Annotated in this window: 13 protein-coding genes and 1 tRNA gene; 8 read left to right on the forward strand and 6 right to left on the reverse strand. The window is 42.7% G+C overall.

Translation table 11 applies throughout. The features are described from left to right. Positions 1-33: 33 nt before the first annotated feature. Positions 34-456, reverse strand: a complete 423-nt coding sequence (locus CJD36_RS07330) for a hypothetical protein (RefSeq protein WP_133162542.1) — start codon at positions 454-456, stop codon at positions 34-36. Beyond that, the gene (locus CJD36_RS07335; RefSeq protein WP_105038480.1) at positions 456-1,094 is read right to left on the reverse strand and encodes an MBL fold metallo-hydrolase; all 639 of its coding nucleotides are present in this window, start codon (positions 1,092-1,094) and stop codon (positions 456-458) included. The genes CJD36_RS07330 and CJD36_RS07335 overlap by 1 nt, the downstream gene beginning before the upstream one ends. A 115-nt stretch (positions 1,095-1,209) precedes the next feature. On the opposite strand from CJD36_RS07335, the gene CJD36_RS07340 reads away from it, so the two are divergent. The 3 genes from CJD36_RS07340 to CJD36_RS07350 all read left to right on the forward strand — a co-directional run bounded on the left by CJD36_RS07340 (position 1,210) and on the right by CJD36_RS07350 (position 6,460). Continuing rightward, the gene (locus tag CJD36_RS07340; RefSeq protein ID WP_105038481.1) at positions 1,210-4,578 is read left to right on the forward strand and encodes a BamA/TamA family outer membrane protein; all 3,369 of its coding nucleotides are present in this window, start codon (positions 1,210-1,212) and stop codon (positions 4,576-4,578) included. Positions 4,579-4,984: 406 nt separating this feature from the next. Then, positions 4,985-5,605 (forward strand): porin family protein, encoded by a 621-nt coding sequence (locus CJD36_RS07345; protein ID WP_105038482.1) that lies wholly within the window; start codon positions 4,985-4,987, stop codon positions 5,603-5,605. 183 nt (positions 5,606-5,788) lie between these two features. Then, the gene (locus CJD36_RS07350) at positions 5,789-6,460 is read left to right on the forward strand and encodes a porin family protein (protein WP_161499244.1); all 672 of its coding nucleotides are present in this window, start codon (positions 5,789-5,791) and stop codon (positions 6,458-6,460) included. 70 nt (positions 6,461-6,530) lie between these two features. Here CJD36_RS07350 and CJD36_RS07355 read toward each other — a convergent pair whose 3' ends face one another. The 4 genes from CJD36_RS07355 to CJD36_RS07370 form a co-directional block, all read right to left on the reverse strand. Further along, complete coding sequence (locus CJD36_RS07355; RefSeq protein WP_105038484.1) at positions 6,531-7,199, reverse strand: peptidylprolyl isomerase; 669 nt, start codon at positions 7,197-7,199, stop codon at positions 6,531-6,533. A 95-nt stretch (positions 7,200-7,294) separates the two neighbouring features. Then, the gene (locus CJD36_RS07360; RefSeq protein WP_105038485.1) at positions 7,295-7,696 is read right to left on the reverse strand and encodes a response regulator; all 402 of its coding nucleotides are present in this window, start codon (positions 7,694-7,696) and stop codon (positions 7,295-7,297) included. A gap of 196 nt (positions 7,697-7,892) precedes the next feature. Continuing rightward, the gene (locus CJD36_RS07365; protein WP_105038486.1) at positions 7,893-8,861 is read right to left on the reverse strand and encodes a GSCFA domain-containing protein; all 969 of its coding nucleotides are present in this window, start codon (positions 8,859-8,861) and stop codon (positions 7,893-7,895) included. A gap of 98 nt (positions 8,862-8,959) precedes the next feature. Next, entirely contained in the window at positions 8,960-9,841 is an 882-nt protein-coding gene (locus CJD36_RS07370) for a hypothetical protein (protein WP_105038487.1), read from the reverse strand. Between the two features lie 81 nt (positions 9,842-9,922). Between CJD36_RS07370 and CJD36_RS07375 the strand changes: the two genes are divergently transcribed. The 5 genes from CJD36_RS07375 (at position 9,923) to CJD36_RS07395 (ending at position 13,919) form a co-directional block, all read left to right on the forward strand. Continuing rightward, positions 9,923-10,165, forward strand: coding sequence for a hypothetical protein (locus CJD36_RS07375; protein WP_105038488.1), 243 nt, complete (start codon positions 9,923-9,925; stop codon positions 10,163-10,165). A gap of 65 nt (positions 10,166-10,230) precedes the next feature. Beyond that, a tRNA-His gene (locus CJD36_RS07380) sits at positions 10,231-10,304 on the forward strand. A 138-nt stretch (positions 10,305-10,442) separates the two neighbouring features. Continuing rightward, positions 10,443-10,859 carry a DUF3127 domain-containing protein gene (locus CJD36_RS07385; RefSeq protein WP_105038489.1) on the forward strand — a complete coding sequence of 139 codons (417 nt, stop codon included), beginning with the start codon at positions 10,443-10,445 and terminating at the stop codon, positions 10,857-10,859. A gap of 125 nt (positions 10,860-10,984) precedes the next feature. After that, positions 10,985-12,619 (forward strand): DUF4836 family protein, encoded by a 1,635-nt coding sequence (locus tag CJD36_RS07390; RefSeq protein WP_105038490.1) that lies wholly within the window; start codon positions 10,985-10,987, stop codon positions 12,617-12,619. A 187-nt stretch (positions 12,620-12,806) separates the two neighbouring features. After that, the gene (locus CJD36_RS07395; protein WP_105038491.1) at positions 12,807-13,919 is read left to right on the forward strand and encodes a WD40/YVTN/BNR-like repeat-containing protein; all 1,113 of its coding nucleotides are present in this window, start codon (positions 12,807-12,809) and stop codon (positions 13,917-13,919) included. Position 13,920 lies beyond the last annotated feature (1 nt).

A 13,920-nucleotide genomic window follows, 5' to 3' on the forward strand; every position in this document is an offset into this window, starting at 1 on the left:
TAACACCAAGGTAAGGATACCCCCAAAAGCGGTCTAGTCTATGGTGTAGTAAACCTTGGTGAATGCGAGATCATCAATACCCAAACGATGCTTCTGTGTTTCAAAGTCTTTTAATGATAGCGGTGCTGCCGGTAGGAATGGTTCATCTTTACCGGGTGAAAGTTGTATGGTAACGATAAAATAGTTGGTCACTGAACGATCTACTTTGTTTTGAACGACGGGATGTTGTTTGGCAATAATGTACTTGTCATTATAACCTACAGCACATACTCCTTCAGCAATTATTTCTGTGCCAGCGCCGTTATCTGCTTCATATTCCAATGCTGCCTGCTCATAATTATCAATTGCCAGCATCCTATACTTTCCGCTTATTCGGTCGTCGATGATGGGGCCTCTGCAGGCTTGCAAGCAAGTTAGCAATAGAGTGATGGAGACGACAAAGCCTACTATTTTCATTACTTCAAAAACGGATTATTCTTTTTCTCTTCACCAATCTCTGTGGCAGGGCCATGACCAGACAGTACTTTTGTTTCTGACGGGAGCGTGAAGAGATGGGTGCGGATGCTGCTGACCAGGGTATCGAAATTACCACCGGGAAGGTCTGTGCGGCCGATGCTGCCGGAGAAGAGCACATCTCCTGAGATAACCCAACTACCGGGCTCATAGTAGAACGATATGCTTCCGGGTGAGTGACCGGGAGTAAGGAATACTTTCAGTGTATCATCACCTAACTTCAATGTTTCGAGCTCTGAAATGTAATGTGTTTGTTTAGGCGGGTTCTTAAACTCAAAGCCAAACATAGCTGCTGTAGCCTCAGCGCGATCGAGTATCATTTGTTCATCTTTGTGAATGCCAAATGGGATGTTGTATTCATCAATAAGTGTTTGCACACCGAGAATATGATCTATGTGCGCATGGGTATTAATGATGCCCTGCGGCTGCAATTGCTTGCTGCTGATGTAGTCTTTTAATGCTGCCACTTCGGTGTCGTCATACATGCCGGGGTCTACTATCCAGCATTGCTTTTTCTCATTGGCAATAATGTAGGTATTCTCATCGAAGGGGTTGAACGTAAAAAAAACAACATTTAACATATCTGTGCGGTATAATTTTTGTAATTTGTATTCAAAAGTAGTCTTGCGCAGGCAATGCGCCCAGGCAATTTTATAGTGCAAAGTTACGTTTAATGGCAGTCCCTTTTTCTACAACATGGTGAAAAAAACCAGTATCATATCTCTCCTTATCCCTGCACTTATTGGTGTGGGTTTACTTATTAGCTCCCCTACCAGTGCACAGTCTTATGTAGAAACGTTTGGACAAAATCGTGTACAAGACAGGAAGTTTGACTGGAAGTTTTTTGACACCAAGCACTTCAGGGTATATCATTACGACCGTAGCGGAAGGCAATTGGGCAGATATGTAGCAGAAGAAGCGGAAAACAACATTAAGGTAATAGAAAAGAAAATGGGCGGTCAGTTTCCCGACCGTTTCAATATAGTACTGTACAATTCTTACGACGATTACCGCCAGACCAATATAGGCCTTAAAGATGAATCGCAGATAAGCCAGATGACAATATCGGGTACGTGGAATCTTGTGGGAGATAAGCTGGTGGTATACCATACGGGCAAGCACACAGACCTGCAGCGCCAGATACAAGCGGGTATGGCACAGGTGGTAATGGAGCGCATGATCTATGGCGAGAGCTTTAAGAAAATGGCCAAGACACAGTTACTGATGAACCTGCCACCGTGGGTAACACAAGGATTTATAGCCTACCTGGTAGATGGCTGGAACCCCGAAGCTAACAGCGAGTGGAAGCGACTGCTGGACGCCAGGCCTAAAGCCGGCTTTTTTGAACTATCGGAGGAATACCCTGAAGTGGCGGGTAAGGCGTTCTGGAAATTTATTGCAGATAACTATGGCAATGAAAAGATGAAAGCATTGCTGGGTGCAATGCAGCAAAAGACCAGTCTGAATAAGACAATGAAGGATAAAGACTACCTGGGATTGAAGATCACCAAGGCGTATGATTCCTGCATGACCTACTATAAGAACACCTACACACTGGACTTTAAGCAGCAGGAGTTGCCTGATAGTTCTAATGGGTTGATATCACTAAAAGTGCCTAAGGACAATACTATAATTCGCGACATAATGGTATCGCCTAGAGGAAGCGAGATAGCCTTTGTCGCATGGCGCGATGGTGAGTTTAAGATATACACACAGAAGACCGCTTTCGACCAGGTACAATCTGTGCTGCTGGAAGGCGGCGAAAAGGACCTTACCGAAGCAGTAGACCCAAGCTATCCGCTAATGGCATGGTCGGCAGCCGGTAACAAACTGGCTATACTCTACAAGAAAGGAAGGAAGACCTACCTGCGGGTATATAACTCTATAAAAGGCAGGATAGAGAACTACGTTATACCCCCTAACAGATTTGACAGGGTACTAGGCATGTCATTCATGGAAGATGATGATAAGCTGGTATTGTCGGCCATTAAAAAGAGCCAGACCGACCTTTATGAGTTCAAGATAAAGGGATCGAAGATGACCAACATTACAGATGATGCATGGGATGACATCAACCCTGTGTTTGTGAATGGCGCATCGCGCAAGGGCATACTATTCATGTCTAACAGGCCACTTGCCAACATGGATGTACCTGTGGGTGTGAACCAGCTGCCTAATGGACCTATGCACGTGTATTTTTACAATACCACTACCAAGAGAAAAGAACTGCTGCAGATCTCCAACTTCCCTACAGGACATGTGTCACAGCCTATACAATACGGCATAGAGAACTTTGCCTACCTGTATGATGGCAATGGCATTGTGAACAAGTATGTGGTGATGTTTGGCAGAACAAAGAACAATATGGATTCGGCATATGCCCTGCCTGTAACCAATTATAACACCAGCATCATCAGCCACCAATATAATGTGGCCAGTGGCGGTGTAGCAGATGTGGTGCAAGAAAAGAAGAAGTACATGGTGTATTTCCACAAGCTGGAAATGCCGGGAGACAGTGCACAACCTAAGGTGCTTACACCAACGATATTATCTGTAGAAAAGCCTGATTACAACCCGAACATAGAAGGATCTAACGTGAAGTTTGACTTCAGCAATAAGCCAGTAGACAAGCCAATCACATTGCCTGAAGTAAAAAGCGGCAATGCATTCCAGACAGAATTTACCGACACTATTACCGGTGGGCTGAGAAGGAAAAAGCAAAAGAAGGTGGACGTGGTAAAGGTAGAAGATGGCAAACCTACTGTTGAAGCAGATAGTTCTACCCTTGCTGTTATCAATGACAGTGCTTATGTGAAAATGAAGCCATCCCCCTACCGTGCGAGCTTTAAGCCGGACGGATTTAATGTAAGGGTAGACAACAGCACATTGTTCTCTCAATACCAGCCGTACAGTGCTAATGGCGGTACTTACCAGAATCCTGACCTGAGCCTGCTGACCACGATCAATATGGTGGAGCTAATGGAAAACCACAAGATAACTGCGGGCTTTCAATTGCCTGTCAACCTTTCGAGCTCTGCATATTTCTTACAGTATAAAAACACCAAGCGCAGACTAGATTGGGGGGTGTTGTTTCTGCGGACACAGTCTAAGCAAAATGCCTATGTGATCTACTCAGACTCATCGGGACAGTATGGTTTTGTGAGGGAGCAATTGTTTAAGAACGTTACCAACATGGTGCAGGCGGAGTTGTCCTATCCATTTGACAGGCTAAGGAGCCTTAGGTTCTTTACAGCCTACCGCCAGGACAGAAAAATACAAAAGGCACAGGATACATTGAGCCTTGTATACGAGATACCTAATACGAATAAGGACTGGTCTATGAACAGACTGGAGTATGTATTTGACAATACACTGAGTCCGATATTGAATATAAGAAAAGGAACGCGCTATAAGCTATATGCGGAATACCTCAATGAGTTTGGCGGCGAGAAACAGAACATGATCAATATCGGACTTGACTTCCGTACTTATCAGAAGTTGTACAAGACCATAACATGGGCTACAAGATTGGCCTATGCGCACTCTGATGGCACTAGCAAAGTGCAGTATCAACTAGGCGGTATAGATAACTGGATAAGTCCGAAGATAGATAATGGCGCCAGCAGCACAGGCAACTATGGCTTTGTGGCACTGTCTACTACACTTCGCGGTTATAAGCAAGGCGCATTTAAGGGTAATAACTTTTCGGTACTGAGTACTGAGGTGCGTGTGCCTATAGTGTCTACTTTTGTAAAGAGGCCTGTGCAATCAGCGATACTGAAAAATCTGCAGGTGGTATTGTTTGCCGATGCGGGCTCGGCATGGCGAGGATTCCTGCCATCGGGCGATAATTTGTCTACCACCTATAATTTCCCACAATATGCATTGCCGGGCTCGGTAAACAATGTGCTGCTGACAGTAACAGTTCCTAACAAAAGCCAGCTAGGCATAGGCTATGGTGCCGGTTTACGCACCATGTTATTCGGCTATTTTGTGCGGTTTGATTATGCGATGAACAGCGAGGGTGGATCTATGTATTACCTTGGGTTGGGTACGGATTTTTAGGTGAGCCAGGTTAGCGGCAGTCAGTTGTCGGTAACCAGTTGATCCAAAACGATTACGCCCACTTACTAGATTGCTTCGTCCCCTGCCTACCGGCAGGCGGGATGTCAATGACAGAGTTCAAATAGCGACTGAAAACAAATACGTCCAAACGTGAGATTGCTTCGCGAAGGGCTCGCAATGACAGAGCCTCAACCCCAGCCCTTCTCCAAAGGAGAAGGGAGCGCCAATGTCCACGCTATCGCGTGGGTGGGCTGTCATTGGATGATGATTGCGGGGCAACCCGAATAACTCCTTACAATGACGTGCCTTATTTATTACTTTGAATTATCCTGTGGTATAAAAGTCTTTTTATTTCGTTATTCTTTGCCGACTGATTGGTTTTATTACATTTGCGGCAAATAATGCTATGAAAAAACTATTGCTTATCACTTCTTTGCTGGCGACAGCATTTGTGGGTTCAGGACAAATAAAGGTTGCGCCCGAGGCCGGATTGAATTTCTCTAACTATTCAGTACCTACGAAATCTTATAGTGCCACCTCTGTATTTGGTGTGAGGCTAGGGCTAATAGCTGACCTGGCGCTGGGTGGCGACAAATGCTACCTACAACCCGGCGTATTATATGTGAGAAACGGCACGGCAGTAAATGCGCCAAACTATTTTATATCTCAAGGCAGCATTACCTACAGGGTGCATACCATAGAGGTGCCTTTAAATTTCCTTTATAAGTTTGGCCAGCCTGGCAAAAACAGGCTGTTTGCCGGCGCGGGAGTTTACCTGGGGATGAACGTTAAATCAGACGCATTTTATATTACCAACTACGATATGGGCGGAGGTGTAAACGCAGGCTGCGAGTTTAAAAGAGGACTGTTTATAAGAGCCACTGCACAAAGCGGTGTTTTGAAACCCAAGTCATTGGGTATAACGACAACCAGCAGCAACCTGGCTATGACCCTGGGTTATTTCTTTAATTATAACAGAACAAGCAGGAGGAGTGGCAGATCGCGGGGCAATCTTATGCCGGAATGACATATATTGCTCACAGTATAAAATGTGCAGAGATGGTTCTCGCAAAAAGCCAGCATGCCTGTAGGAGCACAAATAGTGGGGGACAAAGCCACCCTTGCGAAGGTATAAATGGATCTTTAGTTGATTATGAGTACTGGCAAGCAGGGTAATTCAACTTTTTATAAACGAGCATACATAAACGCTATGAAAAAAATGATACTTGCGGCAATGACGCTTGCCGCGGCGAGCACATCACGAGGACAGGCTAATCTTGGCGTGGAAGGCGGATTGAATATGGCCAATTACATTCAAAAATACGGAGACAATATACGTCCTTCAGAATATGTAAGCGGCGTAAGGATTGGTGTAATAATAGACGGAGCAATAGGACGTCGTTGCTTTCTACAATCCGGGCTTAGTTACGTGCAGAATGGCACGAAGTTCTATATCTACAACACTTCTTATTATCCCGTTCCACTAACTATGAATGTAAACAGCCTTGTTCTCCCCGTTAACTTTATCTACAAAACAGGAAAACAGTACCGCAATCATTTCTTTGTAGGTGGGGGTCTTACTTTTGGTGTCAACATTAATGGCTCATCGACAACAGTGCCAAAAACGATCTATAACAGAGACCTAAGAATAGGTTCTGAAAAGACTAATGACCTGAAACGATTAGAGGCGGGGGGATGTATAAATATGGGTATTGAATTCAAGAAGGGATTATTTTTCAGAGCCGGCTATCATACCGGGTTTACCAATCTTAATCCTATCAGTAATAGCACAGATGCGATATTAGTAAAGAATAGAAATATAAGCCTAACATTTGGGTTCCTCATTCGCAAAACAATGCATAAAGTAAAGCGCAGCAAGTGAACTTTTAATAAATAAGGTAGCTAAATTGCCACCTTATGTATTAATGCAGTCAATCAAATATCAATTAGGATCAGAAGAAAAGGAAGCGTTTCTTTTTCTTCATCATGCGGACCTTTAGCATGCGAATGTCTTTATTAGGGCGGTCATTCTTATCGCGGGCTTCGTTGGCTATTTTGTCTACTATGTCCATGCCTTCTATCACTTCGCCAAACACGGTGTAGTTGCCATCAAGATGCGGTGTGCCACCGTCTTTCTTATATACTTCTCTTTGAGCCGCAGTGTATACACGACCTGTACGCTTAGTGAGGTTATCCATTTCGGCATCGGTAAATGGCTTACCGACTACAATGTAGAACTGGCATGCAGAGCCTGACTTATCCGGCGTCTGATCGCGGGCTACACCCAAGGCACCACGTTTATGATAGTTTGCGTCATTGATCTCAGCAGGGACGGTGTAACCGAGGCCACCCTCACCCAGCACCTGACCGGGCTTAGCATGTTTTGAAGTAGAATCACCACCCTGAATGACGAACTTAGGTATGCACCTGTGGAATATGGTGCTATCATAATAATGCTCTTTAGCCAGTTTCACCATGTTATTGGTGTTTAATGGGGTATTATCGTACAGCATTACCACTATAGTGCCGTAATCTGTTTCAATTTTAACCTTGTTCTTTTGCGCTGTAGCTGTAAGTGCGATAGTTAGTAATACCAGCAAAGACAATAATATCCTCTTCATTCAGACCTAAGTTTATTCTGATCAAAAGTATATAAAATAATTATCCCTCCACACGTTGTGAGGAGGGATAAAATTTATAACGTGAAAGTAAAGACTTATGGCTTTACCAAGTCGATGATTATTTCTTTAGTTATTGGCTTGGCCAGGTAGGTAACAATATTCTTATTTGCGTTAGCCTTTTCTATATCCCTGTCATCTACAGATGATGAAAGGATGTACAAGCGTATTGTTTTTTTTATATTGTCGGCTAACAGATCGTATTGTTCCAGAAATTCCCAGCCATTCATGATGGGCATGTTGATATCAAGAAACAGAAAAGTAGGCAAACTCTCGTTGATAGTTGCCGGATACTCGTTACTTACATAAGCCAAACCCTCGAGAGGATCAGTAAACGTCTTCACATCTGTAACACCCAGCGCCTTCTTAATTGTAAGCCTGCAAATAGTGTTATTTAGCGGATCGTCATCGATAACAATGAAACTTGCTAAATTAGTCATATCTATTTTACCCGATAAATTATCTGCTTTTAAAACTTGCTCCACCCGACTAATTCTATTCAATCTAAGGATGCGAAAATAACCATGAATATCGAAAACACATGATTTTTCTTAATTATTTTTTTGCTAATGGCAGTATCACATGTCAAAATTTAAATGGTCAATTAAAAACCATAAATAATAAAATTATAGAATGTTATGAAAAATACTGTAATTCGGCTGTCAGATCTATTTGGGGATGCTGTTCTTGTAATAGCATACATTTTTGCAATGTTGCCGATCTGAACTTCTGATGAGCCTGGGTATCGGGAAACCTGGGACGGTGTTTAGCGGCAATAGCAATTTCGTTGACCTGTTTCATCAGGGCGATAGTGTCTTCATTCATGGCGCATTCTACGACACGCTCCCACACGTAGGAAGTGGCCAGGAAGTTAGGGTGCACAAAATCTATATCGTAATATCTATAATCGCGCAGGATATCAATAAGCAATTCGTAAGCGGGGAAATAGTAAGCACATGAAAAAGTATCACAAAGCTGGTGAACGGCTTCTATGAGGCGCGCCTTGCTCCGATTATTTTCCACCACACCATCGCGAATGTGACGGACGGGGCTTATGGTGAAAATTATCTGGATGCCCGGGTTAACGGTCAGTAGTTTTTCGATAGTTGTCTTTAACGTAGTAGTAATTTGTTCGACACTCAACAATCTCTTTTCAAACCATTGCGATGGAGCGCGATGATTGTTGGCTACCGGCTTACCGCTTTCTTTAAGATAGTACTGAAATGATGAGCCCAAAGTAATGATGAGGTGATTGGCTTTCTTTATCTGCAAATGTGCCTGTAACTGAGACTGGTTGATACCCTCTACTGCCGCTTCAGCGCTGACATGAGAAAAACGGGTATGGTGATCCCAGCTATTCCAGAGTTCATTGAGACGAAAAACATCGGCCTCGGTGTATTGTTTATTATCAATGTACCCATTAAGGCTATCTGCCACGCTGAGCGGGTTGAACAGAATACCATTAGGATTAGATACTACATTGAACTTATGTTGTATCAACCTATCAGCAATGTGCTCGGTAAAACATGACCCGGTCAGCAGGATGGCATCTTTGTATGCGATTGGCACCGGCAGGCGGGGTATGTCTAACTGGAGGGTATGCATGGTGCAAAGGTAATTTTTAAAAAATTGCTCAATGGCTTAATTGCTCAATGACTCAATTACCGCCAAGCTGGTTTCCTTATTTGAACGTGCAAATTTTATCACTTTGCCTTTCTAATCTTAATAAAGGATTGCTGACCTTTGTTGTTGTAGGCGAGAACACTATACTTTGTTTGCCCATCATAAAGAGCCAGAGAAGCTGTATTGGGCGGGTCTGAGCCTTCATCTTCGGCAAGGACAGCAACAGAATGCACGCCAGTAGCCGGCAATTTTATGGCAAACCTCTTCTTTTGTTTCCCTATAACATATTTGGCCAATACCGGCTTGCCATCGAATAGTATTGATATGATATCTCCATCAAAACGGCCGCCATCCCACACTTCTACCACCACACTATCTGAAAGCCAGTCGTAGCTTTTTTCTATACCTTCTGTTATTTTAACTGTGCCTGTGGGTTCTTCAACCGCAACGGAGACCGGCTTAGGCGCAGCTGCAACAGGTTCTTCTTTCCTCTTCTCCCCCATCCTTATCTCAACGTCATATGGATCGTGGCTGCTAAAGAGTTGTTCGATCTCTGAGGTATTTGTAAAAGTTAGTTTGCCCTCGGTGCATGAAGTATTATCTAATTGTTTGTTTGTAGCAGGACCAACGAGTTTACCGTTCCGATATTCGAGTGATGCCTGTAGCAGGCACATAAAAGCCTTAGTGAAGACCGAATGAGAAGATACGATTTCAGTTTCTTTAAACGTGAGCTTATGAGACTGTTTATCGACCTTGCCTTTTATAACGGTCTTGGCTTCGTCGCGTTCATCGTATGTATAGCTGTAACCGGTAATAATATTGTTGCTTTCGGTAAGTTCTAAGCGGTATGGAAATTCTTCACCAGTTGCCATGAGGAGTGTTCCTTTAAGCATGACCTTAGTGGACTGGGCATTTACAAAGCCAGAAAACAGAACTACAACAGCAAGAAAATAATACTTCATACAGATAGCAATAATAGCATTTTTATACTTTGCTAATGTAAAGGTGAAGTTAAACACCTGAAATGCCTTTATTTTTGTGGCGTGGCTAATAGTTTTTCAAAACAGATCGTTTACAACCGGCAAACCCTGCTGGCAGTAATAGTACCCCAACTAAGAAAGGACGGGATGCACTACGAGGTGAACATAAATGGGTACCCAAGGTTTATAATGAGTTGGTCGGCACTAGGCAGGTATGACCTTACAGATACCGAAATAAAAATGCCATATGAGATAATATTGGCCGTAAGTGATGTAATTGAAAAAAATGTGAGTAAAAAAAGGTAGAAATTTAGGGTAAGATTGATGGCGAACCGATTTTATCCCTATATTTGCAGTCTCAAAATTGCATGGAGGTTGTAGCTCAGTTGGTTAGAGCATCAGATTGTGGTTCTGAGGGTCGAGGGTTCGAGACCCTTCATCCTCCCCCGTGGAGTTAAAAAGTACCCTTTCAGGGTACTTTTTTTAATTATAGTATATCAGTATATTTGTATTCCCGGGAAAGCAGTAAAACGCAGCCGGTCAACATTGTATCTTTATTGTATTATTTATAAAAAATTAGAAAATGAGTTTAGAAGTAACCGGAAAACTATTGTTAAAGTACGACACACAGCAAGTAACTGAAAAATTCAAGAAGCGTGAATTCGTGCTTGAGCTTGCGGAAGAGATCAATGGCAATATCTATACTAACTACGCTAAGATGCAGCTGGTACAGAACAAGTGTGAGATCATTGACAAGTTCAATGCAGGAGATAATGTGAAAGTATCTTTCAACATTAAAGGAACAAAGTATGAGAAAGATGGTAAAGTAAACTACTTCTCTAACCTTGATGCATGGAGAGTAGAAAGCGCGTCAGGCGCACCTGCTGCTAATAACAGTCAGCCAGCTCCATCATACAATAGCAATACCAACAACACTAATAACTATAGTCAGCAGAGTGCAGCACCTTCTCCGGAAGCAGTTGATGACCTGCCGTTCTAAGTAACAACTTAAAAGTAAAATCTAAAAAGTGTTTGCTTAAACAAACCTGTTTAGACAGTATAAAAGGAATAAGTACTATAGAAGTATTTATTCCTTTTTTTAAATAATCCAAAAGCAATTATCACATGCTCCGTTATTCTCGTATCATCACTCTACTGGCTATTTCCGTGCTTATCTTAAGTTCGTGTCACAGCAAACCTGACCACCGTAAATACATTCCTAAAGATGCTGCAGTAGTTGCAGGTATCAACCTGAGCTCCCTGAGCAAGAAGATAGCCTGGAACATGATCACCGGCAGTAAGATCTTTAAGGAGATGGAAAAGAAGGTGCCTAAGAAAAACGGCAGTGATGTGATGAGTGGTATTGATAAAGCGGGGATAGACGTGCTTAATACTTTCTATGTATACCTAAAAACCGACAACCGGTTCAATACAGGAATGAGAGTAACGGCGCTTGTACCGCTCAATGATGCGGCGGCATGGGAAGCATACCTGAAGAAGAGTTTTCCGCAAGCCAATGTTACGGAACACAATAAGCTGAAAGTAACATCGCTTGATGGCAACATGTATATGGGCTGGAATAAGGACCTGCTTATTATAATGAATGTACTATCTGACAATGCCGGAGATATGGCTACAGAGATGGACAACGCATTTGCAGTAACGGACGACAATTCTATAAAGGCGAATAAGAATTTTGAAAAGTTGGAAGGTGCGGGACATGACCTATCTATGTGGGTGAACTACGACCAGATAATGAGTACTTATAATGATAGGATGTCACCTAATATGAATGGTGTGTCTCTGTCGAAATCTATGTGGAAGGAAACAGCCTTCGCTTGTGGATTTGATTTTGTAAAGGGCAAGATAACCGGAGATATGACCTACTATACCTCTAAAAGTATGGATAAGATCTATAAAGAATTTGGTACTGAGCATGTGAATAAGGAAATGATATCGAGAATACCGGGCAATGAGTTAAGTATGCTGGTAGCAGCGCACTTCTCGACCAAGGCACTAAAAGATATGATGGACAGCACGGGTGTTTTAGGACTTGCCAATTCGGGATTATCGGCACAGGGTACTAATGTAGATAATGTGCTGGACGCCTTTACAGGAGACATGGCTTTTGCTATTAATAACCTGTCAGTAACGAGCACACCTGCTACAAAAGATATACCCTATGCTATGCAGAATACTAACTACTGCATGAGCTATGTGATGAAAATAAACAAGAAAGCGAATTTTGATCAGCTGATGAACTTTGCAAAGCAAGCAGGTATGCTGCCTATAGGCGAGGGCTATATGATGCCGGTAAGTGCGAGAGATTCTGTATTTGTATTGTCTAATAATGACTATGCGGTATTCTCTAACAAATATGCCAATGCCAGCAACATACTTCATGGTAATAAGGATGGCCAACCACTTAACAGTAATGTAGCCGCGAATGTGAACGGACATCCGTTCGCTATGTTTATAGATATACAGGAGACCATCAAAAGAATAGATCTTAATACAATAATGTCTCCGCAAGATGCGGGCATCTTTAACGAGAGTAAAAACCTGCTGACCAATATTGCTTTCAATGGTGGCGAATATAAAGACGGGGCTATGCAAGCTCATATGGAGATCAACTTCACCAATAAAGAAGAGAGCAGCATATTGACGTTACTAGACTTCGGGATGAGGATAAGTGATGCTATGGAGAAAAGCCGTGCAGCACAGCAGGCAGAAATAGATACGACCATGCACGCGTTCTAAGGCAAAAGTAAAAAGTAAAAACCCAAAAGTGTAGCATACACCTTATGGTAGTTTTTAAATAAAAGTCCCGGATGTACCAACATTACGGGACTTTTTAGCGTCTAACAATGGACAAGAGTTATAGCTTGGCGCTATAACAATTTATATTATCTTTGAAACAATGTTTATTTTTAATAAATACCTACAAATGAATAAATTTAACCTAGTCAGATCACTGCTGTTACCGGCAGCAATACTTACAATAGTGGGCTGCACGAAGACCAAAAACATAAATAATAACCAGGTCATTGCTACGCCTTATTCATTGTATTTTACAGATACGGCGGGAACATTATATAGTAGTACAGATGGCAGAACATCGAGCGTGATATTTGCGGCAGATGGTGTTGCTAACCGCTGCATATTTGCTATGAACAGCAATTTGCTGATGGCAAAATCTGCGCTATATGTAAGCAGTGATAATGGTACAAACTTCAATTACAGCTATGATGCAGCCAAGGTTGCCACTTACCCTAAGACCAACAACCATGGCAGGTACTACGATATGAACCAGTCCATGGCGATATTCCTACCACAGTGGAGTAACCATGGATACATTGTTTCCCGCGATCCTGATCCGACCAATTACTTTGGATTTGCGTGGAATGCCAGCGATGGACTGAACGGGTGGACACCTGAATCAACGTATGATCCGCTAACGGTCATAGCGGCACATGTGGGTAATATTAGAGTGACATCGTTCACCTGCCTTCAGAATAATACGGCAATAGCACTTGATGCCAATACCAAAAGAGGCTTGTATAGGGCCAATTTTAATCCTCTGGGATGGAGTGAAATGCAGTCTTCTACCGGTATACCGGATTCTCTGGATATGCCGGGGGGTAATACAAATTACTCACTCGGGCATATCAATAATCGTGTAATAGCTATAGATAATAACGGATCGGCCGGGGCATGCTACAGCGATGATCTAGGCGCTACCTGGCACCAATATACAGGCTTACCAGCCAATACGCCACTTACCTGCATAGCATCGCCCTTTGAGCAGATATGCATGGTAGGTACCGACTCTATGGGATTGTTTACTATCAATAACAACACCAATTCTTTTGAACAGGTGAGTAACGGACTAGGTACCAACCTGGTGGTAAGGAGCATTGCATTTAAAGAGAATGTATTTAAGAGCGGCACTAAGCAGCAGTACATTTATATTGCTACTAACCAAGGCATATACCAGAGTTCAGATCTGGGACATAACTGGACGAAAACTATACCCGGTAATTTTGTAGCAATCTATTAAA

Origin of the sequence: Flavipsychrobacter stenotrophus, assembly GCF_002954265.1 — a bacterium.
In the GTDB taxonomy this organism is placed as follows: domain Bacteria; phylum Bacteroidota; class Bacteroidia; order Chitinophagales; family Chitinophagaceae; genus Flavipsychrobacter; species Flavipsychrobacter stenotrophus.

Excerpts from the sequence above, each read along its gene's own strand:
- CJD36_RS07330 (WP_133162542.1), bottom strand. The coding sequence starts at position 456 with ATGAAAATAGTAGGCTTTGTCGTCTCCATCACTCTATTGCTAACTTGC.
- CJD36_RS07335 (WP_105038480.1), bottom strand. The coding sequence starts at position 1,094 with ATGTTAAATGTTGTTTTTTTTACGTTCAACCCCTTCGATGAGAATACC.
- CJD36_RS07340 (WP_105038481.1), top strand. The coding sequence starts at position 1,210 with ATGGTGAAAAAAACCAGTATCATATCTCTCCTTATCCCTGCACTTATT.
- CJD36_RS07345 (WP_105038482.1), top strand. The coding sequence starts at position 4,985 with ATGAAAAAACTATTGCTTATCACTTCTTTGCTGGCGACAGCATTTGTG.
- CJD36_RS07350 (WP_161499244.1), top strand. The coding sequence starts at position 5,789 with ATGAAAAAAATGATACTTGCGGCAATGACGCTTGCCGCGGCGAGCACA.
- CJD36_RS07355 (WP_105038484.1), bottom strand. The coding sequence starts at position 7,199 with ATGAAGAGGATATTATTGTCTTTGCTGGTATTACTAACTATCGCACTT.
- CJD36_RS07360 (WP_105038485.1), bottom strand. The coding sequence starts at position 7,696 with ATGACTAATTTAGCAAGTTTCATTGTTATCGATGACGATCCGCTAAAT.
- CJD36_RS07365 (WP_105038486.1), bottom strand. The coding sequence starts at position 8,861 with ATGCATACCCTCCAGTTAGACATACCCCGCCTGCCGGTGCCAATCGCA.
- CJD36_RS07370 (WP_105038487.1), bottom strand. The coding sequence starts at position 9,841 with ATGAAGTATTATTTTCTTGCTGTTGTAGTTCTGTTTTCTGGCTTTGTA.
- CJD36_RS07385 (WP_105038489.1), top strand. The coding sequence starts at position 10,443 with ATGAGTTTAGAAGTAACCGGAAAACTATTGTTAAAGTACGACACACAG.
- CJD36_RS07390 (WP_105038490.1), top strand. The coding sequence starts at position 10,985 with ATGCTCCGTTATTCTCGTATCATCACTCTACTGGCTATTTCCGTGCTT.
- CJD36_RS07395 (WP_105038491.1), top strand. The coding sequence starts at position 12,807 with ATGAATAAATTTAACCTAGTCAGATCACTGCTGTTACCGGCAGCAATA.